Consider the following 21,827-nt stretch of genomic DNA (forward strand, 5'->3'; position numbering starts at 1 on the left):
GAGTTGTGAGTTGTGAGTTGTGAGTTGTGAGTTGTGAGTTGTGAGTTGTGAGTTGTGAGTTGTGAGTTGTGAGTTGTGAGTTGTTATATCAAATCCGGTTGCATCGGAATGATTCAGATATATATTCTCGGACTCTGTGTACTCTGTGTTCTAGCGCCGGTTAAATCATTCCGATGCCAGCGGAAACGATATTAGTTGTTAGTTGTTAGTTGTTAGTTGTTAGTTGGTAGGGGCGGTGGATGGTGCGTGCGGGCCCTCAGTTGTTAGTTGGCCCGAAAGCATTAGTCAACAGTCAACAGTCAACAGTCAACAGTCAACAGTTAACAGTTAACAGTCAACAGTTAACAGTCAACAGTTATTAGTGAACAGTCAACAGTTAACAGTCATGAAAAAATCCGACACTAACAACTCATAAAAAGTTGTCAATGTCGGGCACAAATTCAACAAATTACCAGCAAAAGTTTAGGACTTTTTGCCAAAAATTTGTTCTTTCAAAGCTTGAATTTCTTGACCTAATTGTTGGCGGTTGGAAGAGCGCAACAAATAGCGGTAGACAAACCATGCGGTGTATCCGATACCGATTAGCTCAAATGTGGGTGCTAGCAGGGGGATGTCATTGAGTTCGTCTACTATGCCCAAAAGCACTTTCAAAGAAACAATCGAGGCTAAAATTACACCGACAACTGTCAGGGGGCTTTTGTACTGCTCGTAAAAGCTACCGATGTAAGCGGGAAACTCCGACAAAATTGAGATAATTTGTTCTTTGATCTGCTGGGTCTGACTTGGCGGTTCTTCGGTAATTATGACTTGTGTGGTACCGCTCGAACTGTCTGCTTCATTTTCAGCAGGAATTTCGGTGATGATAATTGTTTTTTCTGGTTCGTTTGATGAAGTCATTTCTCCACTCGCAATAGTTTTTTGCTGGTTGGCGGCAGGTATTTCAACTGCTGCTGCGACTGTTTCAAGAGCCGGTATTTCGACTGCTGCAACCTCCCCGTCGGTTGGTTCTAGAGCCGACACTTCGCCTGTTTCTGAAGTCGGTATTTCGACTGCTGTAACTTCTGCCGCCACTGCTTCAGGAGCCGATATTTCGACTGCTGAAACCTCTGGTGCTGAAGTCGGTATTTCGGCTGGTGAAACTTCCGCTGCTGGGTGTTGTGCGACAGAAGTTTCGGCGACTGTTTCTGCGTTTGGTTGTTCTGGGGTAGGAGTTTCGGCCGCGACACCAACAGCGGGCAAATTCAAGTTGCTAATGGCCTCAAGCAAGCGGGTTTTCGCTGTCCCGCGCTGGTGAAGGATTACCCAAGATTCTATCAGGTCGGGGCCGTGCATTGCACCTGTCAGAGCGGCTCTGAGCGATCGCATAATTAGCCCTTTGTTCAGATTTTTCTCTTTACTGAGCTTTTTAGTGATTTTCTGAGCTTCGGCTGACTGCAGGGTGGCATGACTTTCCAGAACTTCTAGAACTGCTTGTAAAGCCTCTGCAGCCCCTGGCTGCTGCAACTGTGCGAGTGCTTCTTCTTCGTATTCCACAGTGGGAGAGAAGAACAACTTGCACATATCGACAGCATCGGTTAAGCGAACGAGACTAGGGCCGATTAAAGCAGCTATTTGTTCGAGCCAGGGGCGGTCTGCCTCGGTGTCAAACTCATAACCGGCTTTCTGCCAATAAGGTATCAGCAAATCTGTCAATTGCGGTACTGGCATTTTGTGGAGATATTGACTGTTGAGCCAGTTGAGTTTGTCCCAGTCAAATTTTGCACCAGCTTTGTTGACTCGATAGAATGTAAATAATTCTGCAGCTTCGGACAGTGTAAATATTTCCTGCGTTGAATCCGGCGGAGTCCAACCGAGCAAAGTCATGTAATTGACTAAAGCTTCGGGGAGGTAGCCCATATCTTTGAAGTCAGAAATCGAGGTTACGCCGTCGCGTTTAGAAAGCTTTTGCCCTTGGGAGTTTAAAATCAGCGGCGTGTGGGCAAATTCTGGGATTGTCGCGCCCAAAGCTTCGTAGAGCAATATTTGTTTGGGAGTATTGCCGATGTGATCTTCGCCGCGGATGACGTGGGTGATGGCCATGTCGATGTCATCGACAACTACGGCGAGGTTGTAGAGTGGTTGGCCGATGACGCCGCCGCTGGATGCTCTGGCAATTACCATGTCGCCGCCGAGGTCGCTACCTTTCCAGGTTACGGTGTCGCGCACCATGTCGTTCCAAGAAATTGTGCGATCGTCGTCAATGATAAACCGAATCACAGCTTGTCGCCCTTCGCCTTCAAAAGCTGCGCGCTCTTTGCTTGTCAAGTTGCGGTGGCGGTTGTCGTAGCGGGGGGCTTGTTTGTTGGCTTTTTGTGCTTCCCGCATTTCGTCGAGTTCTTCCGACGTGGTGTAGCAGCGGTAGGCGAGTCCATTGTCTAGAAGGGTTTGGACTGCTTGGCGGTATATTTCCAGACGCTCGGACTGAAAACTCGGGCCTTCATCCCAGTTCATCCCCAGCCATGTCAGTCCTTCGAGGATGTTATCGGTGTATTCGCTTTTAGAGCGTTCGACATCTGTGTCTTCTACCCGCAGGATGAATTGGCCGCCTTGGTTGCGGGCAAACAGCCAGTTAAATACGGCGGTTCTGGCGGTACCGATGTGGAGGTTTCCGGTGGGACTGGGGGCTAGACGGACTCTGACATTCATGTATATTTTTGCTTTTAGATTGGGGTTGATTTGCTGGTTGGGGGAATCGCGGATGTTTGAGACTTTAAAATTTTATTATATTTTGTTGCCGAATTAACAGTTGTGCTTGGCTGGTGCTCGGCCTGGAATTGTTTGATATTCGACTGTCGGCGAAAGTCTCCGGCAACTGGGCAAAGGGCATCTTGATGATATTAGCATTGCGGGCGGCCTAGACTGAATTCACCTTTGGGACTATTTTCAAAGCACAAATAATAAATGTCGTAGGGCTACCAGAAAATTCTTGTAAAATGTTTGGGTGCGATCGCTCTTAAAACATATTTCCCTATGTCTGCTGCTAAAACCGAGTTTTCCGAATCTGTTGAGGTTAAGCCCTCTTGGCAAATCGAGTTGCTGTACGACGCTGAATGCCCGCTGTGCGTGCGAGAGGTGAATTTTTTGAAGAAACGGGATGCAGGGCGAGGTTTGGTGTCGTTTGTGGATATCGCGGAGGATGGCTACAACCCGGAAGCCCACGGCGGAGTTGACTACGAAACGGCGATGGGCCGGATTCACGCGGTGTTACCCGACGGTACGACGGTTAAAAATGTGGAGGTTTTTCGCCGTATTTATGAGATTTTGGGAATGGGATGGATTTATGCTGTTACTAAATTACCGGTTTTTGGGGCGATCGCTAATTGGCTGTACGGAATTTGGGCAGATTGGCGGCTGAGGTTGACGGGAAGGCAGGATTTAGCAAGTATTATGAGCGATCGAACTGCGCGGGTTGAGTGCGAAGTTCAAGGCCGCTGCCGTTCTAACTGAAAATGAGTCATTATTAGTAAGTGCGATATTAGTAAGTGCGATCGACCGATTTGCAGATTTCAGCAGGAACCAACTGCAACTAACATTAAAGATTAATTGATCGAAAGCAGGTAAAAACAATGCAAGATGCAGGATATACAGTCTTCATGGGCTTTGGCGGCCTCTGGGTAGTCATGGGAATTATCGCTGTGATTGTCCTGTTCAAATCGGACGGCCAAAAGTTGAGATTTGGCAAATGGGGATTGTTGGTTGCTATTCCGATCCTAGTGCCGATCGTCCTGGTTTTGACATATCAGATCGCCCGACCTTTTATTATTCCACACCTTTGAGCGCTGCTTGGAGTCGATCGTCCAATCATATCAAATCCGGTAGCATCGGAATTATTCATCTCTGTATTCTCTCCCTCTGCGTTCTCTGCGCTCTCTGTGGTTAAATCATTCCGACGCTACCGGAAACGATATCAATAGAAACTCAATTAATCTCAACCATCAGGCTGAACATCGAGCCACAATCGGGAATATTCTTCTTGGACAGAGCGATCGAGCTCCTGTGCTAATTCCGCAGGCAAACTCAGAGCTTTAATCAATTCTTGTACATCCGCCAAATCTTTCAATCGACCGCGACCGCTCAAACCTGATGACAACTTCAGTTCAATCAGTGTAACCAATCGAACGACTTTAATGCCGTCTTTTTCAACAGCTACGGCTGCCGGGTTAGGGAAACTAACTGATTTAGGTTTCCCATCTCCAGGGAACTCTCCGGTTGTGATAATCTCAACAGACACTCCTGTCTTCACATCCTTAAACATTTTAGTAGCACCAGCAAAGGCAGGCACAAATCCACGACCGAGCAAAATCGATCGAAAGGAATCCAACCCTTGTGGTGTCAGTAACAAATCTACGTCTTGAGTAGTTCTGATATAGCCGTGAATCACAAGGGCCATGCCACCAATTACTGCATAGTCAATGCCTGCTCTCGACAAACTTTGAGTAATGTTTTGGAGTGCTTCATACACCTTACCTTGCTGCATAAAAAAAAGTTCAACTTCCTGTAAAATAACGCTTGTGTCTAACATTTAGCAGATTCCTCAATTAAAATTAGTTAAATTTAGTTAAGTATTATTGCTCAGTTGCTTCGGGCGATCGCAATTTCTCTCTCACCCATACTCGCAAAGCATCAATTATCGTCATATCATCCTCCGTCTGCGCCATCTGCAAAAATTGATTGATTATCTCCGCAGAAACAATCGGAAAAGTATTGCTGTATTCACAGATTACATATTCTCCATTCTGAAGTTGAACAAATTGTACAGTCTCTCCAAGATATCTCCATATTTCAGGAACTCCAAGGCTTTTGTAGATAACAAACCGATTAGTAGATGGACTGGTGAGATCTACTTCAATGATTAAATCTGGTGGCGGGTCAGTTGATAAGTTAATTCTTCTGCCGCGAATGCGAACGACATTTTGGATATAAAAACACGAATCTGGTTCTGCACCTTGTTTTAAATCTTCACGGTTAAGAGTTGTTGAGCCAAATCCCTTACGTTTCAATTTTAATTCGTCACTTAAAGTAGTCACAAACTGTTTTAGCAAGCAGTTAACAGTTTCATGCAAGTCTGATGGCATGATAATTTCTAAGACTCCTTGAGAATAAGAAAATCGCGAGGATCTCTTGTCACCCGCTTCTGCTAATAAGCTTTCGTAAGTCTGCCAACTGATATTAGATAATACTACCCGTTGTGTAGTTGTTTCCGGTGACGGCTTAATGGGCGTAACGAGCATATTTTCCCACTCCTTAATCATCTCTGGCTATCTAAAGAGCATAAGATTCGCAGTCAGGACTTTAGTCATTTTTTCTCCGCAGGAGCAATGAAGCCCTGACTACAAACAAACTCTATTTAGAAAGAGATTTATGAAAGGTTTAAACTTTCTATTTACGAGAGAACGGGACAGACGGGGCTCGAACCCGCAACTTCCGCCGTGACAGGGCGGTGCTCTAACCAATTGAACTACTGTCCCTCGTTTTGCCTTTTCTTCAGGCACAATTTCTATTATGCCTATAACTTCACCTTTTGTCAAGAGGTTTTTTGAACTTTTATTTGGAAGCCCAAAATTTGAGTCTCTTGCAGGGGACTGAAGTTGTTGTCGCTGACCAAAATCAGACCTCTGCTACCATCTGCCAACTCCGGGCCGAATGTCAACCCCTCAATGTTGTCTAGGGGAATTTTTAGGGTTTCCAAATCCAGCAACAGCCGTTTTTGAGCGGGAGAAACCTCGTCCCGACTGCTTTTGAGGCTTTCTATCCCTTCTGTGCGATCGGCTTTTTCCAAAGAAACCTCAAATAGCCTAACAGTAACGCCGGTTTCCAGGGAGAAAGCACGCTCTAAACTCAGCAAGCGCTTGTCGTCGATCGCCAACAAATCCGCTAAACCGTTGGTAGTGAATTTTCCCACAGGATTTGCACCAGGGGGTAGCGGTTCGGTGATGTAGGCAAAGGAGGCATCTGGATTGCCGCTTAACGCATCGTAGCGCAAAATCCGGCACGGACTGCCTTTTTCCAGAGAAGGTACATCGCCATCCTGTACCATAGCGTTTTCGGTGGCGGTGAATAGATATTGGCGATCGGGCGTTAAAGTTAAACTTTCAAACGATCGATTGTTGCGGATGCCTTTAGTGCCTTTGTCATCGGGCAAAAATAGATCGGGAATTGGCAGCGTTTTGAGCAGTTTACCGTCGAGGGAGAATTCTTTGATGAAAGGATTGATTTGGCGATCGACATCTCCCTCCGAAGAAACAAACACGCTATTGCCCGCAAAAGCTATCCCCTCTGGATCTAAACTTAAACTCGGAAAACTTTCGCCCTTTTCATCTAATAAAGTAGTGACACCAGTAAATTCAATGTTGTCTTTTTCCAATTTACCCGATTTCAAATTTATTTTGAGAGTATAGAAACGCGCCGGACTCTTGCTGCTGCGGTCATCCGAAATGGCATAATAAACTTGTTTTTCGGCATCGTAAGTAATCCCCGAAAGTCCGCCAATCTCCGTCCCCTGAAACGGAGAACCAGTAGGAAATATTGCTCTGCCAATAAAATCTATTTTGGTAAGGGCGAAAGATTGGACTGACAAATTTATCAAAATTGCCACAATTGCTGCTATCAAAAAACAGGAAATAAATATAATTATTTTTGCTGACTTTCGCATCTTACTATCTTCTTCTCTTTCTAACTTCGCGCCCTTTGCGCCTTCGCGGTTCGTTTAATCATAAAATCACTGTTTCTGATTTAGCAAAAAATTAGTCAACCAATCTTTAACCACATAAGTAGCGCGACAGTCGTCCTCATTGTAGCGGACGATCGCCTCCAAGAGCGATCGATCGCCAGTTTTGAGCCAATCATCGTACCAACAGACACACTGAGCCCCATTAGCCTTAGCATCCCGCCAGTCAAAACCCAACCAGCGGGCTATTGGTTTGAGTGCGTAACTTTCCACCGGCATAATAGCTTGTTGCGTCACTTGTTTGTGAATATCTACAAACCGTTTCAGCACTGGTTTCCACAAATAAGCTGGAGTATTGTAAAGTTTAGCTAGGCGTTTAAAAGTCTTGACTTCGTAATCGCAAAAGTGGAAAATCGGAGCAATAGGATAAGCCCACATTAATTCTAAAAATTGCTCCCAAATTGCACCTTCCTCTGCTGCTGATTCTGCCAGAAAACCGTGGAATTTTTCAGTTTTATTGTACCTATCGACAACTAAGACTCCGTGGAGGTAATCCAAGTTTAACTCGGGTTCCGCTTCAATGTCAAAGTAGAGTTCGATTGGGGCGATCGGCAAAAAGACAGATTGGGAATAGGGAATTGGTTTATTGCGGAGAAGTGGCGCAGGTATAGAAGATGTGGCAGGTTTATTTTCTCTAATTTTTACTTCCTCAACCGCGATGTCATTCAAGATATTGTCTACAATATCTGGTACTATTTCAGATGAGTTAAGTTCTTCTGAATTCTCACTTCTACCTTCTTCTCGATCGTTAATCCGTGTATCCGTGTCAAAATCCGTGTCGTGCCTTCCTTCTTCCCTTCTTCCTTCTTCCCTTCTTCCTTCTTCCTTCTTCCTGACATCCGTTACATCCCGTACATTGCTCGTTGCCGAACTTCCTTCTTCCCGCAACAGCGGTTGATTTAGCAAGTGAGATCGAGCTTGCTGCACCACATCAAAAGCAACTCTGTCGGGGAATTCGGGATACTCAGCAAGCAGTGCGGAACTAGCATTAGCGAGAGCTTCTACATCAGTAATTTCGAGAGTTTTTAGTCTAGCATAGCGTCCGGCAGTAACTCCGGGTAATAGCGAAAGATGTTTAATAGATTCTGCTTCCCCATGACAAGTAGTATACCAACCGCAAAGATTGCACTTTTGCCGGGAAATGAACACCTCTGGTTTATCCCGATTTTCTATCATCTGAATGCAGTGATCTAATATCTCGAACATCTGAGGATTTCGCTGATCGAGATTCACTTCCCAAAACCCTTTTTTTCGCAGCATTAGCCACGCAGATTCGGGGGTTTTTCCCTGCACGGTAGCTAATATTCGGGCGTGAAAAGCTGCAATAATTTGATAGTCTAGTTTTGGTCGCTTGCTGAGCCAAATATCGGCAGTAACGTAACTCCAATCGCCAAATTTGGATTGTCCTGGCTGTTTGATTAATAAATGCGGGCGGCTGACGAGGGTAATATTTGAAGACTGCGGAGTGGAGGATGAAAGATGAATATTAGTTTGGGAAACTTCCCCCATATCTGAGAAATATTGACCGTCAATTCCTACCAGAGAAGTTAATTTACCGTTGGTTTGGCCCAATTCGCCTTGGATTAGAACTCCTCGGTAAATGCGATCGACCCCTTGCTGCATTAAACTCAATGTAGCGGCCGCGCCAGCTTCCCAATCCCCTCTAGGATAATATGGTTGTTGGTAAGTCTCGTGTTCCAAAACCTGCTGCTGGTATGCGGCGCTGTCGCGCATCAGTTTCAGCAAAAAGTCGCTGGGGGGATCTAGTTGTTTCCAGTCTCCGCAGGTGTCTAAAAACGCTCGGAGATTGCATCGTTGATAGGAAAGTAGCAGTTTGTCAGTTATTAACATTTAGTATTCGCAAGGGCATAGAGTATTAGGGAAAAGGTATAGAACTCACGGGTTCAGTTGTAGTTCATTGCCAAAAAAACAATATAGTATTGTAGGGGCGGGTTTAGCTGAAAATCTATAGTAGCAGCCTGTTGATCGAGGCAAAATAAGCCCAACCCATCGAATGTTTATTTGTTCCCACCTACTTATTCAATATTAACGCTATCAATAATTCCCCAGAAAAAATGACAAAGGACAATCACCGACAACAATTTCCAGCTTTGGCCAATAAAGCTTATTTTAACTACGGCGGACAAGGGCCACTGCCTGAGTCTGCTTTAGAGGCGATTTATGAGGCTTACAAGCGGGTGCAGCTTGGAGGGCCGTTTTCGGGGGAGGTGGGGGCTTGGGTGGTTCAGGAGGCGATGCTGACGCGACGGGCGATCGCATCTGAGTTGACAGTACCTCCTGAAACCATCGCCATGACTGAGGATGTCACCGTCGGCTGCAATATTGCGCTGTGGGGCATTGATTGGAAAGCAGGCGACCATTTGCTGATTTCTGATTGCGAACATCCGGGCATTGTAGCTAGTGTAATGGAACTTCAGCGCCGTTTCAACATTGAGGTTTCGATTTGTCCGTTGGCGGCAACTTTGAATGAAGGTGATCCGGTGGCGGTGATTGCTGATAGTTTGCGGCCAAATACTCGCTTGTTGGTTATCAGTCACATTTTGTGGAATACTGGCCAAGTTTTGCCTCTGGCTGAGATTGTGAAAGTATGTCATCAAACAAAAGTCAAAGTATTAGTTGATGCGGCTCAATCTGTGGGGGTTTTGCCTTTGAATTTGATTGACTCTGGGGTTGACTTTTATGCTTTTACCGGTCATAAATGGTGGTGCGGCCCGGAAGGTTTGGGGGGGCTTTATGTGAGTGCGGAAGCTTTGGCAGATTTGCATCCGGTGTTTATCGGTTGGCGGGGAATTGTGACGGATGCTAATGCTAAAGTGCTTGGATGGAAGTCTGGATCGCAGCGCTACGAGATTGCGACTTCGGCTTATCCTTTGTATGGGGGTTTGCGGAGTGCGATCGCCCTTCAGCATGAATGGGGAACTGTTGAGGAAAGGTATGCAGAAATTTGCCGTTTGAGCAAGTATCTCTGGGAATGTTTGTCGGAACTTCCCGATGTGGAATGCTTGCGAACATCTGCACCGGAAGCTGGTTTAGTTTCGTTTAGATTGATGAATAAGATGCCGCACAAGCAGTTAGTTGATTTGTTGGAGAAACAGGGAATTATGGTGAGGACAATTCTGAATCCTGATTGCGTGCGGGCTTGCGTTCACTATTTTACAACTGAGGCGGAGATTGATAAGTTGGTTGGGGCGATCGCGATACTGTAGGGTGTCTCGCCCTTAGCTATTTCAAATAGTTGAAAAATCTCACAGCAACGCACAATACAAAGTGGTTGAGCCGATCGCCCTTAAGTCCGTATATTGGTTATGCTGTGGCTTGAACAATTATTATTAAGAAGATTTTGGGTATTCCTGAAGTATAAATGTCTGGAGTCTACCTTTAAGATTCTGTTTCATCACCCGAAGCAGACGATTGTCCATTGGCTGTTTCTCTTGAGTGAAAAAGTCGTGGAGTACCTGCACTTTGCCTGCATAATCTCGATCGGCTTTACAAATTACAATTCCTGCATGATTTGAGGTTGTCAAGTGGAGATTGATAAAATCTTGACGATTTTCTGCAATCACTATGGGCCCTACATTTGTCGCGTACTTCAAGACTCGATCGTCTGGATTTTTTTGGCTTGTCTGGCTTCATAGGATGTCAAAACATCATAGCCACGCGATCGCAGTAAATCCACTGTTGCGATCGGAAAATTTTCATTTGAGTAAAACTTTAGCATTAGCAGTTATTCATTTTCAGCAAGCCACAGCTCGATTTCTTCTCGGTTGCGATCGTAATAATTCGCAACCGCTTGTAAATCTTGAAGGGTAATTCCTGGATAATTATAAAGAAGTTCGGCTTCAGTTGCGCCCTGTTGTTGGTAGGCGATAATCGTCCAGACGGGAATGCGAGTATCGCGAATTCGCGCTGCACCGCCACAAATTCCTGGAGTTTTGTGAATGGGATGTTGAAGGGTTTGGACGAATTGCAGCGTTTGTGCTAGCAAGTCATCAGGCAGTGTTTCAATGGTTTGGAGAAGTTGTTCTTTGAGGGTCATAATCGATATCCCGATGCAATAGCCGTTTAGACAGCGACTTTTTCCGGTACAGCCCAGAGAATAAATCGATCGAGCGAAATGCTTTGGAGTGCCGCCAATTTTTCAGCTTCTTGTTGTAGCTGAAGGGGTAAGTTTAAGGTGTGGGATGTCATTAATACAAGTTCCGTTTTCTAAGAGAATTGCAGATTGGCCGGTAGTTAAGTTTAAGCTTTTCTCGATTTTTCAAATTTTGGTAAAACTTTAGTTTGTATTTTAGCGCAATATCTCTGCGGGATGTTGCGTGATTTCTAAGAATTGACACCTGCTGATAAAAAAGCCGATCGCCATTTCAGCCAAAAACACCAAAAGTCGATCGCCTTTTTCACCTAAATCAATCTCCATTTACCCACTCAAACAAAAGAAACCGGGTTTTTACTTAATCTGTCGTCTTCAACGCAGTATTCTCGCAAAAACCCGGTTTCTCCGATCCTAATTAATGAGAATGGCCGTGATCGTGAGAATGTCCGTGCCCGTGAGAATGGCCCCCATGAGAATGACCGTGATCTCCATGAGAATGACTGTGCTCGCCGTGTGCAGACAAACTCGGATTCACCGCCACAGCCGTCTCACTCAATAACGCTTCAATCTGCGGATTTGCCCACTCCGCCGCCATTTTCAAGAACTCAGGACGATCGTTCACGCAAGGCAATTTGCGGTAAGTTACTCCTTGACGCTGCTTCTGCAAAGACTCAATAACATGATCAACATCTAACAAAGTTTCGTGATTTTCCGTCGCAAATCCGATCGGCATAAACACGATCGCAGTTGCACCCAAATCAATCAAATTCTTCGCAGCCAACGTCGCATCCGGCTGAGTCCATTCAATCAGCGGCGTGTCATGGTTCAGCCAACCCACCGAAATCAAAGGATAGCGATACATCAAACGTTCCCGCACGCGATCGTACAAAGCCTGACTTTCCACAATACCCGAAGTAAAACCCTTCGCCTTGTGCGGACAACCGTGATTCATCAGCACAATCCCAATCTGAGAAGGCAAATGCGCCACAGCCAAATCGTTCTTAATTTCCTCTTCCACCATATCAGCCATTAGCTGAATGTAAGCCGGTTCATCGTAAAAAGAAGGAATGTAGCGCTGTCCTTTTACCCAATGTTCGCCGCCGTCAGTGGTTTTGACTAAAGCATTATTCACCTGTTCCACTGCAATGCCGCTAGTGAAAATAGAATCAACTACCAACAGCGGATAAATCAGGATTTTATCAAATCCTTCCGATTTAATTTCGGCAATTACTTGTTCCGGCAAAAACGGCGCGCAAAAGTTAAAAGCTTTAAAAACTTTTACTTTATCGCCCCATTTTTCCTGCAAATTCTTTTCAATTCCGGCGCGCTGCTGTTCAAAAATAGCATTGTGCGGCGAAACAAATTGACCGTGTTGGTGACTCCACTCGTGCAAGTCAAAAATTGCTAAAATCTTCGCCAGCGGCGGATAAATCCAAGTCGGTACCGGCGCGAATTTGGCGGTAAGTAAATTTAAAGCTTGTTCGTTGTAGTTGGCAAAATCGTCGTAGCTTTCGACTTCGCCGTAACCCATCAGCAATACAGCAACGCGATCGTTACTTGCGGGTGCAGCAGATGTTTTTAACTCAATTTTTTCTGGAGAAGCAACCACTTTGTATTCCTCAATTTGAATTTTTTTAAGAGTCGCAGCCAGGATGAACCAGAATTGCGAAAAAAATCTGGTTTCTCGACTGCCCGGATATCCCCATTATCCCGTAGTCCGCCAGGGGTTTCGGCTAGCGTTAAGTTTTATGTTTTCTTAAGACTTCCTCACCTTGCCTCCAATTTCGGTGTTTCGGAGCGTTCCCAGCGTTTATTGTGGGGGGATACTCTTCAAACTCGACTCTGTTATTAGTTTAACACCCTATCCCCCTGGATAGCATATAATTAGTTAGGGTGTACAATTAAGTAAAGTTATGTTAAGCTGATAATTAATTTTAGTGAAGCACGATGAGACTGGTAATTTGTCCGGGAGTTCACGACCCAAAACTAACCGATCGCTTCCTAGCGGGACTTTCGGAGGTGTGGGAACCAGACAATCCTCGGCAAAATACCCAAACATCTTACCCTGTCAAGATTTTTCCCGCTCATAAACACCCGCCTTTTTCAGCGCTTGACATTTTTCACTTTTTGTGCAGTCAAGAGTTGACCGGAGAAAGTTTAGTATTTGTGAGCTTTTCGGCAGGAGTAGCCGGGGCGATCGGGGCGGCTTTGATGTGGCAGCAACTAGGCGGCCAAGTCGGGGCATTTTTTGCCCTAGACGGCTGGGGAGTAGCCCTAGGGGGCAATTTTCCCATCCACAGGCTCAGCCACGATCGCTTCACGCACTGGAGTTCAGCCATTCTCGGCAGCGGTGGAGACAGCTTTTATGCAGATCCGGCGCTCGCACATTTAGATTTATGGCAAGATCCCCAAACCGCCAAAGGCTGGCACCTCAGCCAAAACCGAGCCGGTATTGAAACCGCAAAACCCACAACTGCAGCCAATTTTTTAGTCCACCTATTGAAACAGTACGGAGTCCAATCAGTTGTTTAATTTTAATTTAGTATCATCGGCTATCCCACCTATTGTCACGGTTTCTAGTCTAGAAAATCCTCTTTCTTCAGACAGAAAAAACAGCATCAAACAGTGGCTAATATTTTGTGCCTCAGCATTTTTAGTCTCAATTCCCGTCTTCGTGCAAGCACCCTTAGTTCGCTTGTATCCCACCATCAGCTTGCTTTCCACAATTCCCTGGTTCGTCCTCAGTTTAGTGCTAATTTTTCGCCCCAAGACCCAACTTTGGGGAGATTTATTATTAGGATTTGCCGGATGTTGGCTGGCTGGTTCCATCTATTGGGGCTGGTTTAGATGGGAACCTATTTTACATCTACCTATAGAAGCAATTGGGTTGCCTTTTGCTATTTGGTGCTTGAACAAATCTTGGGGAAAAGTGGGCAGCTATTTTTACTTGGGCTCGCTATTTGGTACTGCAATTACTGATTTATATTTTTATTTGACTGGGTTGATGCCTTACTGGCGGAAAGTTATGTACGCAGAACCGGAATTCGCTATGCCGATTTTTCAAAGTGCGATCGGGCAAATTGACACTCCTTGGGGCATAGGCTGCGCTCTACTTTTAATTGCTGTATTGCTAACCGTGGGTTTATTGAGTTTGCGCGACGCACAATTGCACTGGCGCGCCTTCAGCGGTGCTGTTTTGAGCACGCTTTTGGTAGATGGTTTGTTTTGGCTGGCTGCTTCTGCTGTTTGAGATTTTTGACCGCTGATGTGGGCGGATTGACGCTGATTTTTTGATAGTTCGTTTGTCTGGTTTGTCTATTAATTTTGACTTGAGATTTTTGGGTATTTTTGACCGCAGATGTGGGTGGATCGATATCGTGTCCGGTCGATTCACAACAAACCGATTTTGACTGTTCGCTCGATCGAAGTCACAGTTTGATCGGGATTGCTCGGATTGCCGATTAACCGCTGATTTTTACAGTCCACCAGCCAATCTAACTGCTTCTAATCTATTGATTTTTTTGACAGTAAATTTTCTTTTAATCTTTTCCTGCTTGCATGATATGAGTTATGCTCGCCTCAGAGGCGATCGCCCGATCGCTCCTAAAGCAATCTTTAAGTGATTTGTAGGACTACTCGCTACCAGGCAAAAAGGTCGGCAGAACGTCTAGATATGCCCTGTCAGGCAGAACGATGAGTTAAAATCTAAAATCTAAAATCTAAAATCTAAAATTAAGCTCATGGCTTTCATTTCAATTGGCGGTGTAGAACATTATTACGAGTGGATAACCACAGACAACAGCGCCCAACCCAGCGGCAAACCAGTAATGGTATTTCTCCACGGCTGGGCCGGCTCGGCGCGCTACTGGGAAAGCACGGCGCGGGCTATGGCTGATGATTTTGATTGTTTGCTGTACGATATGAGAGGTTTTGGTCGATCGCCCTTGCCGCCATCACCACCTGAGTCTAGCTACGAACTCGAAACCTACGCCCGCGACTTGGCCGAATTATTAGAAGCTTTGAATTTACCCCGCGTCTTTCTCAACGCTCACTCTACAGGTGCATCGGTTGCGACTTTATTTCTCAACCTTTATCCCGAAAAAGTAGAAAAAGCAATTCTTACTTGCAGCGGGATTTTTGAATACGACGAGAAAGCCTTTACAACTTTTCATAAATTCGGCGGTTATGTCGTGAAATTTCGGCCGTCTTGGCTGGCTTCTATCCCGTTTGCCGATCGCATCTTTATGGCCCGGTTTTTGCGTCAATCTCTCCCTACAGAGGTCAGTCTGGCGTTTCTCAAGGATTTTTTAATGGCAGACGAAGAAGCTGCTATTGGTACAATGGTGACGGCCGTCAGCAAAAGAGCTGCTGAGGAAATGCCAGAAGAATTCGCACGGTTGAGCGTTCCCACGCTGCTTGTAGCCGGAGAATTCGATCAAATTATTCCCGCCGTCATGGGAGAACAAGCAGCCTCCCTTAGCAAAAAAGTAGAATTTGTTATAATTCCCAATACGGCTCATTTTCCGATGTTGGAGGATGCCGCAACATATTTGCAGCGAATCCGAGACTTTTTGCCTGCAGCGGTTTAGTTGAGTTGTTGTTGGTTTAATGTACGATCGGAAAAGCCAGCTTTTAACGCTGTCTTTATTCCGATCTTAATTTTTAATTCGTAATTTCTTAAAGCGAAAGGTGGTAATATGAGCGACCTCGACCAATACTATAAAGTCCTGGATCTGCTGCCGGGAGCTTCCCGAGAAGAAATTACGCAAGCCTACAAGGATTTAGCGTTCATTTGGCATCCAGATCGCATCCCCAAAGACAATCCCAGATTATTGCAGAAAGCGGAAGAAAAGATTAAGCAAATTAATCAAGCTCGCGAACAATTGCGATCGATTCAGGTAAGAGGTCAGAATCAGAACGCTCAGCACAAAAATACTCAGTACAAACAAGCTCAGCAACAAAATACTCAATACAAACAAACTCAGCAGCAATACACCCAGCAGCAATACACCCAGCAGCAATACACCCAGCAAAAACAAACTCAGCAACAAAATACCCAGCAGCAATACACCCAGCAAAAACAAGCTCAGCAACAAAACACCCAGCGAAAACAAACTCAGCAACAAAATACCCAGCAACAAAACACTCAGTATCAAAACACTCAGTACAGAAATACTCAGCAACAAAACACTCAGTATCAAAACACTCAGTATCAAAACACTCAGCCACAAAACACCCAGCCGTCACAAGCAACGCCAAAAGAACCCCGCTACTATCCCGAACCCTCTTCAGGAAATTATGCTGGCAATTATGCTGAAAAATATGCTGAAAAATATGCTCCCAATCCGACAGGGCCCTATTCTGAGGCTTCCCGCTACCAATCGCCACCGCCACAGCCATCTCAACCTTACCGCCCTGCTGCGCCGCAAGCTCCCGATTTGAGCGGTTCTAACTTTAAAGGAGCTTCCTTGAAAGAAAAAGATTTTTCAGGGAGAAATTTGAGCAATGCAAACCTGAGCGAAGCTGACTTAAGCGATACTTTTCTGCACAATATCAATCTTACAGGTGCGAATTTGCAAAAAGCTAACTTGTTTAGGGCCAACTTGTTAGGGGCTTGTTTGATCAATGCTAATTTGAGAGAAACTAATTTAATCGGAGCAGATTTGAGCGGTGCAGACTTGAGCGGTGCGGATTTAACGGGTGCTAAAATCGGTTATGGCGATCGGGTAATGGTCAAACTTACGGGAGCTAGATTAACAGGTGCAATATTACCCGACGGTAGTGTTCATAACTGAATGATTGAGTTTTGCAAAAATCTGATTTTAGCAAATTTCCGCTCCCAACTTATATTAGCCCCTGAGAACAACAGCAATAAAATGAGTTCGTAGCGCGGAATACGAGTTTTTTCTTAAGTTGCGGTTCGTAGCGCGGAATGCGAGTTTGTTCTTAAGTTGCGGACTTTAATCCGCAACTAAGCGATATTTACTTATCGCGGTCAATCCACCGGACATCATATAAAACCCCGTTACTGGCTCCATCGAGGTCGATCGAATTTAATACTAATTCTTCCGCCCGCGCAACTTTCGTCCAGCAGCCAGCATCGCGCCTCCCGCCATCAAACCCGCCACAGTCATCGGTTCGGGAACTGGCTGCGCTGGAACCGTCCCCACAGAACCGCCTTTAATAAATACAGCAGAATCTAAATTACCGTCACCCACATCTTTAATGCGGATGCTCAAAACATTCGTCTGATTTTGCTTGAGCAAACCCTCAAAACCTAAAACTTTAGTAAAACCATCCAGCCTAACAATATTAGCAGCAATACCTGTCAAACTTGGGTTGTCAATATAGTCTGGGTGATCTTGAGAGCGATTATACGGATCGGGAACAAGATTATTAATTGTCACTATTTGTCCGTCGCTCAATTTGGCTAAATTAGTGCCGTTTAGCAGCAGTTCAAAATCGTCATTAAATTCAGAGCCGCCAAACTCAGGAAACTCCTCAGAAGCAAATACATATTGAAAAAACAATTTTTCAACCGTGCTATTAGCAAAAAAACTGAGGTTGAGCTGAGTCAAATCTCCCTCTTCGCCCTTTGGCCCAAAGTCCGTGTTTAAATCGCTGCCGTTGGTGATTACGTTATCTTTCTGATTCTTACCCGGTATATCTGTGACTTTACCGGTACTGAGAACAACACCTGATGTCAAACCAAAGGGGTCATTCATAAAAGTACCAAAAGCAGCAGAATTCCCGCTAATTGAAATTGAAAAATCACTCAGTCCGGCTGTATTATTTCCCAATAATTTGTTTTTCAAAGTCTCAGTGTTGTTAGTTGCTCCTACCGAAAATGCCATTGCTGGGGCGGCCAACAAGCTCAGAGCAGCAGTTAAGCTAGCAAGTTTGTTAAGATTTATCATAGTTTTTGTGTGATAATTGTTAAGCTGATTCATTACGTAACTTCATTTTCACATTATATAAGTATCAATGTCTAGGGCCTTTACAATGACTTCACATCTCCGTATATTTACGGTTTTTGTGGAAAATTGTATGGATATTTTTTGGTGGTTAGTCAGTCAATAAAGCTCAGTGCAAAAATATTGAGTCCGAAATACACGCAGACAAATGAATAATTTCCAGACTTACACACTCGATAGCAATTAAAACGAGTTTGTATACGGTTGGCGATCGCCACAATTACTAATGACCGATCGTGGATGACTAAAACCCTTTTGCTTCTCCTTCCCCGCGCGGATCGGCAGCCCCTTCCAACCAACCATCAGGTGTCAGGACGATCGCATTAGCATTTCCCCAGCCGTCACGTTCGACAATCTGGTGTCCCCGGCGGCGCAACTCCGATAGCGTCGCAGCATCAAAACCTCCGCGTTCCACCATCAGGCGATCGGGCTGCCACTGGTGGTGAATTCTCGGTGCAGATACAGCCTCGCTGACATTCATGTCGTAAACCAACACGTTCAGCACAATTTGCAACACCGTGGTAATAATCGTACTACCTCCGGGAGCACCGGCAGCGAGGCGAAATTTGCCATTTTCTGTGACAATCATCGGTGTCATGCTGGATAAAGGAGTTTTTCCAGGGGCGATCGAATTTGCTTCACCGCCCACCAAACCAGACGACAAATTCGGCACTCCCGGCGCAGCGGCAAAATCGTCCATCTCGTTGTTGAGCAAAATTCCCGTACCCGCCGCCACCACCGCAGCCCCAAAACCGCCATTCACCGTAAACGTCAAACTCACCACATTCCGATCCGAGTCAACTACCGTCAGGTGAGTAGTTTCCGGCGACTCGCGCACAAAACGGCTCAAAGTTTTAGCATCAACAGCTTTTACCTTTGTCGAGGGTTTGGCTGTTGTCATGTCGATTTGCGATCGGCGAAATTTGCCATAATTCTTGCTAGTCAAAGCTTTAACCGGTACACTCACAAAATCGGGATCGCCCAAATACTCAGCCCTGTCAGCATAAGCAATTCGCATCGACTCCGCCAGTAAATGTAGCGTATCTGGACTTTTCCTCCCCAACCTTTTGAGATCCGTATCTCCGAGGATATTTAAGATTTGCAATAAATGAACGCCGCCGGAAGAAGGAGGCGACATCGCACAAATTTGGTAAGCGCGAAAGTTACCGCAAACCGGATTGCGCCAAATCGGCGTATAGTTTTTCAAATCTTCGAGAGTCATGATGCCGCCGTTTTTAGCCATGTCGCTGGCGATCGCCCGCGCAATATCCCCGCGATAAAAACTTTGCGGGTTTTGAGAAATTTGCCGCAAAGTCCGCGCCAAATCCCGCTGCACCAAAAGTTCTCCCGGTTGGTATAAAATGCCGCCACGAGTAAAAACATCCCGTGCCGCCCGGTTTTTTTCGATCGCATCCACTCGCCCCCCAACAGCCTTTGTGAAGCGGGAACTTACCGGAAAGCCATTTTCCGCAAGGGCGATCGCCTGCGCCACCACCTGCGCCCAAGGCAACTTCCCGTACTCGCGTTGCACCGTATAAAGTCCAGCCACCGTACCCGGAATACCCGCAGCCAAATGCCCGTCCCGACTCGCCCTAGGGCGCACCTTGCCTTGCTTGTCGAGGTACATATCCCGCCCCGCCCGTTTCGGAGCTCGTTCCCGGAAATCCAGCGCTTGCACAGTCCCCGTTTCGGCCCGCCGCAGCAGCAAAAAACCCCCGCCCCCGATACCCGCCGAAAAAGGTTCCACCACCGAAATCGCCAAAGCCGTAGCAGCCGCCGCATCCACCGCATTGCCACCCTCTTGCAACACCCTCAACCCCGCAGCACTCGCCAGAGGGTGAGCCGAAACTACCATGCCCTGTTTGCTGCGCTGCTGCAACTTTGGCTGTAGTTGCTGCTGGCAGCCGCCGAACAGCAAAACCGTTAGGAAACAAGTATAAATTCGCACTTTACCGCTTAACTTAAAAAACATTCGCCCCCCATTTTTCAGTTCATTTTACAGCATAATTTGAATAACATCATCCTAAAGATATAGATTAAATCTCAATTAAAATACAATAATTAATAGCTACAAAGTTACTATTTCAATTAGTCCGATAGTTTAATTACAATACTCCCGACACTTTTTGAGGTGGCGACCAAAACCCGCATTCTACCGTTAATATTTCACAGAATGGAGAATATCCCACCCTAATCATACCGATTATCGTTACCTAAATCTCCTAAAAACCCTCACCGCGATACCGCTCTTAGAATAAATTCCCTGACTAAGAGCGGTATCGCGCGCGTGAGGGTTTCACCAGAAATGGGCAATAACAATAATTCTACCGTTGGCGATTAAAAGCTGTCCCGACTATGATGATATCAAAAGTTAATTCAATGAATTTAGTCTCAAAAAATTAACAATGCTATATAATAATGGTCGAACTAGAGTCTTGTTAACAGTGCGTACAAAATACGATCGGACAAAAATAGCATGGGAGCATTTTCGACTTTAAAAAAGCATTTTTTTAAGACTTGCGAGCGTTAAAGTAAAACACAGATGCTCCTAATAGCATCCTATTTCTGTACGTGCCTAAACGCGAGGCAGTGGAAAAAAGCTGGAACGATCGAAACGATAACAACATTCTGGCTGGAAAGTTAACAGTTCAAACAAAGCCTTGGAAATCGTACTCGATCGCACTTCGTGGCTTTCAAAGCCTGCAATTTGCAGTTTATGTATAAAACTCCTACTTTCTAAGTATTTTCATGGAAGCTTCATTCCTAAGTGGCGAAAACCATACTTAAAATAATAACTACCAAACTCTAGCTAATTCAATTCATGAACAACGAAAAAGTCAGTATAATTATTCCTGCATTTAATGCAGCAGATACTCTAACCGAAACAGTTGTTTCCGCAGTCAACGGTACTCACAAGCATTTAGAAATTTTAATTATTGATGACTTCTCTACAGACGCTACAGCCCAAATTGCTACTAAACTTACCGAGCAAGATTCCCGAATTCAATACTTCCGAAATTGCGAAAATTTTGGAGTTTCTAAGGCTAGAAATTTAATGATAAATCGAGCAACGGGCAAGTATGTAGCGTTTCTAGACAGCGACGATACCTGGGAAGCAAACAAGCTAGAAGTGTGTTTGAAAATGCTCGAAGACAATCCCGAAGTCAAAGCTGTGGCTCATGCTTTGCGATATTTAGACAAGCACGGCAACAAGTTGGGCTATATTGCCACCTATCCTACAACTAAAGCAGAAATGCAGGCGATTAAGGAGACAGGTGAAAGTCCTTGGGTTTTTCCGTCTTCTGTGGTAGTCGATCGCTCTATTCTACTCCAAGAAGGTGGCTTTGCAGAAGATTGGCAGGTAGGAGAAGATACAGAATTATTTACCAAAATTGCTCAAAAGCACGGCTTGTTAGCAACGAAGACACCTTTAGGAAATTATCGAATTAGAGGGAACTCTCTGACAGACAAACACTGGCTGAAAAAGCGCATAGCTGCTGATTGTGTCAAGGAAAACCAACTGCGACGCTTGCGGGGAGAACAAGAGTTATCGCTCAACGAGTACGAACAGGTATGTTTTAATAATTTGCCACGGTTGAAAAAATTTAACAAATTTCGAGAACTTTTGGCACTGCACTACATGAGAAAGCTAGGACAAAGCTGGTTAAATCGGGAAGTGTTGCAGACTCTAATGTACGGCATTGCTACCACAGTGTTGTCTCCGAAAGGTGCTGTGAACAAATGGAAATGGATAAAGGCTCACGATCCGTTGGGCGATTTAACTGTAGAAGACACCAGTGATTCGGTAGAATTGAACTCTTAGCAATCGTCCCAAATCGGCAGGAAATCCTAGAGAAGATCGTGTCCGGTCAATTGACCGCAATAAGATTGGTTCGCGCCGGCCCAATGCGAGTCCGCTTTGATTCTGCAGACGGTCGTCCGCACTACGAACCTTTTTTTTGTTACGATCGTA

General features: G+C 45.3%; 21 protein-coding genes, 1 tRNA gene and 1 pseudogene. 8 read left to right on the forward strand and 15 right to left on the reverse strand.

Annotation, left to right across the window (positions count from 1 at the left end; all coding sequences use genetic code 11):
- Positions 1–462 precede the first annotated feature (462 nt).
- Positions 463–897 (reverse strand): CAAD domain-containing protein, encoded by a 435-nt coding sequence (locus QT998_RS08005; protein WP_333093038.1) that lies wholly within the window; start codon positions 895–897, stop codon positions 463–465.
- A gap of 366 nt (positions 898–1,263) precedes the next feature.
- Positions 1,264–2,685 (reverse strand): annotated as a pseudogene (gltX, locus tag QT998_RS08010) (glutamate--tRNA ligase); the annotation flags it as partial.
- 324 nt (positions 2,686–3,009) lie between these two features.
- On the opposite strand from gltX, the gene QT998_RS08015 reads away from it, so the two are divergent.
- Both QT998_RS08015 and QT998_RS08020 read left to right on the forward strand, forming a co-directional pair.
- Positions 3,010–3,486, forward strand: a complete 477-nt coding sequence (locus QT998_RS08015; protein ID WP_333093006.1) for a thiol-disulfide oxidoreductase DCC family protein — start codon at positions 3,010–3,012, stop codon at positions 3,484–3,486.
- Between the two features lie 119 nt (positions 3,487–3,605).
- Entirely contained in the window at positions 3,606–3,815 is a 210-nt protein-coding gene (locus QT998_RS08020; RefSeq protein WP_333093007.1) for a hypothetical protein, read from the forward strand.
- A gap of 152 nt (positions 3,816–3,967) precedes the next feature.
- Here the strand turns inward: QT998_RS08020 and QT998_RS08025 are convergent, their stop codons facing one another.
- From QT998_RS08025 to QT998_RS08045, 5 genes are all read right to left on the reverse strand, one after another.
- Positions 3,968–4,561, reverse strand: coding sequence for a nucleotidyltransferase family protein (locus tag QT998_RS08025; RefSeq protein WP_333093008.1), 594 nt, complete (start codon positions 4,559–4,561; stop codon positions 3,968–3,970).
- Between the two features lie 43 nt (positions 4,562–4,604).
- Positions 4,605–5,270, reverse strand: a complete 666-nt coding sequence (locus QT998_RS08030) for a Uma2 family endonuclease (RefSeq protein WP_333118524.1) — start codon at positions 5,268–5,270, stop codon at positions 4,605–4,607.
- 163 nt (positions 5,271–5,433) lie between these two features.
- A tRNA-Asp gene (locus QT998_RS08035) sits at positions 5,434–5,507 on the reverse strand.
- Positions 5,508–5,563: 56 nt separating this feature from the next.
- Entirely contained in the window at positions 5,564–6,691 is a 1,128-nt protein-coding gene (locus QT998_RS08040) for an esterase-like activity of phytase family protein (protein WP_333118526.1), read from the reverse strand.
- A 66-nt stretch (positions 6,692–6,757) separates the two neighbouring features.
- The gene (locus QT998_RS08045) at positions 6,758–8,617 is read right to left on the reverse strand and encodes a TM0106 family RecB-like putative nuclease (RefSeq protein ID WP_333118528.1); all 1,860 of its coding nucleotides are present in this window, start codon (positions 8,615–8,617) and stop codon (positions 6,758–6,760) included.
- A 224-nt stretch (positions 8,618–8,841) separates the two neighbouring features.
- Between QT998_RS08045 and QT998_RS08050 the strand changes: the two genes are divergently transcribed.
- Positions 8,842–9,993: an aminotransferase class V-fold PLP-dependent enzyme gene (locus QT998_RS08050; RefSeq protein WP_333093012.1), complete on the forward strand. Its 1,152-nt coding sequence runs from the start codon at positions 8,842–8,844 to the stop codon at positions 9,991–9,993.
- A gap of 123 nt (positions 9,994–10,116) precedes the next feature.
- Here QT998_RS08050 and QT998_RS08055 read toward each other — a convergent pair whose 3' ends face one another.
- The 6 genes from QT998_RS08055 to QT998_RS08080 form a co-directional block, all read right to left on the reverse strand.
- Positions 10,117–10,350: a hypothetical protein gene (locus QT998_RS08055; RefSeq protein WP_333093013.1), complete on the reverse strand. Its 234-nt coding sequence runs from the start codon at positions 10,348–10,350 to the stop codon at positions 10,117–10,119.
- Between the two features lie 26 nt (positions 10,351–10,376).
- Complete coding sequence (locus tag QT998_RS08060; RefSeq protein ID WP_333093014.1) at positions 10,377–10,505, reverse strand: hypothetical protein; 129 nt, start codon at positions 10,503–10,505, stop codon at positions 10,377–10,379.
- 6 nt (positions 10,506–10,511) lie between these two features.
- Positions 10,512–10,823, reverse strand: coding sequence for a DUF433 domain-containing protein (locus QT998_RS08065; protein ID WP_194063589.1), 312 nt, complete (start codon positions 10,821–10,823; stop codon positions 10,512–10,514).
- A 26-nt stretch (positions 10,824–10,849) separates the two neighbouring features.
- Positions 10,850–10,975 carry a hypothetical protein gene (locus tag QT998_RS08070; RefSeq protein ID WP_333093016.1) on the reverse strand — a complete coding sequence of 42 codons (126 nt, stop codon included), beginning with the start codon at positions 10,973–10,975 and terminating at the stop codon, positions 10,850–10,852.
- Positions 10,976–11,075: 100 nt separating this feature from the next.
- Complete coding sequence (locus QT998_RS08075) at positions 11,076–11,204, reverse strand: hypothetical protein (RefSeq protein ID WP_333118530.1); 129 nt, start codon at positions 11,202–11,204, stop codon at positions 11,076–11,078.
- Between the two features lie 91 nt (positions 11,205–11,295).
- Positions 11,296–12,489 carry a ferrochelatase gene (locus QT998_RS08080; RefSeq protein WP_333093017.1) on the reverse strand — a complete coding sequence of 398 codons (1,194 nt, stop codon included), beginning with the start codon at positions 12,487–12,489 and terminating at the stop codon, positions 11,296–11,298.
- Positions 12,490–12,827: 338 nt separating this feature from the next.
- Between QT998_RS08080 and QT998_RS08085 the strand changes: the two genes are divergently transcribed.
- From QT998_RS08085 to QT998_RS08100, 4 genes are all read left to right on the forward strand, one after another.
- Complete coding sequence (locus QT998_RS08085) at positions 12,828–13,412, forward strand: hypothetical protein (RefSeq protein WP_333118531.1); 585 nt, start codon at positions 12,828–12,830, stop codon at positions 13,410–13,412.
- Positions 13,405–14,130 (forward strand): DUF3120 domain-containing protein, encoded by a 726-nt coding sequence (locus QT998_RS08090; RefSeq protein ID WP_333093019.1) that lies wholly within the window; start codon positions 13,405–13,407, stop codon positions 14,128–14,130. Before QT998_RS08085 ends, QT998_RS08090 begins: the two co-directional genes overlap by 8 nt.
- Positions 14,131–14,620: 490 nt before the next feature.
- Positions 14,621–15,469, forward strand: a complete 849-nt coding sequence (locus QT998_RS08095) for an alpha/beta fold hydrolase (protein WP_333118533.1) — start codon at positions 14,621–14,623, stop codon at positions 15,467–15,469.
- 108 nt (positions 15,470–15,577) lie between these two features.
- Entirely contained in the window at positions 15,578–16,675 is a 1,098-nt protein-coding gene (locus QT998_RS08100) for a pentapeptide repeat-containing protein (protein WP_333118536.1), read from the forward strand.
- Positions 16,676–16,939: 264 nt separating this feature from the next.
- On the opposite strand, the gene QT998_RS08105 is transcribed toward QT998_RS08100, so the two are convergent.
- Positions 16,940–17,797 carry a choice-of-anchor L family PEP-CTERM protein gene (locus QT998_RS08105; RefSeq protein ID WP_194069993.1) on the reverse strand — a complete coding sequence of 286 codons (858 nt, stop codon included), beginning with the start codon at positions 17,795–17,797 and terminating at the stop codon, positions 16,940–16,942.
- A gap of 301 nt (positions 17,798–18,098) precedes the next feature.
- Entirely contained in the window at positions 18,099–19,826 is a 1,728-nt protein-coding gene (ggt, locus tag QT998_RS08110) for a gamma-glutamyltransferase (protein ID WP_333118538.1), read from the reverse strand.
- 849 nt (positions 19,827–20,675) lie between these two features.
- Between ggt and QT998_RS08115 the strand changes: the two genes are divergently transcribed.
- The gene (locus QT998_RS08115) at positions 20,676–21,677 is read left to right on the forward strand and encodes a glycosyltransferase family 2 protein (protein WP_333093023.1); all 1,002 of its coding nucleotides are present in this window, start codon (positions 20,676–20,678) and stop codon (positions 21,675–21,677) included.
- Positions 21,678–21,827: the final 150 nt, after the last annotated feature.

Source organism: Microcoleus sp. S1D4 (assembly GCF_036700765.1).
Taxonomy (GTDB): Bacteria; Cyanobacteriota; Cyanobacteriia; order Cyanobacteriales; family Microcoleaceae; genus Microcoleus.

Coding starts and splice junctions, on each gene's coding strand:
- QT998_RS08005 (WP_333093038.1), bottom strand. CDS start 897: ATGACTTCATCAAACGAACCAGAAAAAACAATTATCATCACCGAAATT.
- QT998_RS08015 (WP_333093006.1), top strand. CDS start 3,010: ATGTCTGCTGCTAAAACCGAGTTTTCCGAATCTGTTGAGGTTAAGCCC.
- QT998_RS08020 (WP_333093007.1), top strand. CDS start 3,606: ATGCAAGATGCAGGATATACAGTCTTCATGGGCTTTGGCGGCCTCTGG.
- QT998_RS08025 (WP_333093008.1), bottom strand. CDS start 4,561: ATGTTAGACACAAGCGTTATTTTACAGGAAGTTGAACTTTTTTTTATG.
- QT998_RS08030 (WP_333118524.1), bottom strand. CDS start 5,270: ATGCTCGTTACGCCCATTAAGCCGTCACCGGAAACAACTACACAACGG.
- QT998_RS08040 (WP_333118526.1), bottom strand. CDS start 6,691: ATGCGAAAGTCAGCAAAAATAATTATATTTATTTCCTGTTTTTTGATA.
- QT998_RS08045 (WP_333118528.1), bottom strand. CDS start 8,617: ATGTTAATAACTGACAAACTGCTACTTTCCTATCAACGATGCAATCTC.
- QT998_RS08050 (WP_333093012.1), top strand. CDS start 8,842: ATGACAAAGGACAATCACCGACAACAATTTCCAGCTTTGGCCAATAAA.
- QT998_RS08060 (WP_333093014.1), bottom strand. CDS start 10,505: ATGCTAAAGTTTTACTCAAATGAAAATTTTCCGATCGCAACAGTGGAT.
- QT998_RS08065 (WP_194063589.1), bottom strand. CDS start 10,823: ATGACCCTCAAAGAACAACTTCTCCAAACCATTGAAACACTGCCTGAT.
- QT998_RS08070 (WP_333093016.1), bottom strand. CDS start 10,975: ATGACATCCCACACCTTAAACTTACCCCTTCAGCTACAACAAGAAGCT.
- QT998_RS08075 (WP_333118530.1), bottom strand. CDS start 11,204: ATGGAGATTGATTTAGGTGAAAAAGGCGATCGACTTTTGGTGTTTTTG.
- QT998_RS08085 (WP_333118531.1), top strand. CDS start 12,828: ATGAGACTGGTAATTTGTCCGGGAGTTCACGACCCAAAACTAACCGAT.
- QT998_RS08095 (WP_333118533.1), top strand. CDS start 14,621: ATGGCTTTCATTTCAATTGGCGGTGTAGAACATTATTACGAGTGGATA.
- QT998_RS08100 (WP_333118536.1), top strand. CDS start 15,578: ATGAGCGACCTCGACCAATACTATAAAGTCCTGGATCTGCTGCCGGGA.
- QT998_RS08105 (WP_194069993.1), bottom strand. CDS start 17,797: ATGATAAATCTTAACAAACTTGCTAGCTTAACTGCTGCTCTGAGCTTG.
- ggt (WP_333118538.1), bottom strand. CDS start 19,826: ATGTTTTTTAAGTTAAGCGGTAAAGTGCGAATTTATACTTGTTTCCTA.
- QT998_RS08115 (WP_333093023.1), top strand. CDS start 20,676: ATGAACAACGAAAAAGTCAGTATAATTATTCCTGCATTTAATGCAGCA.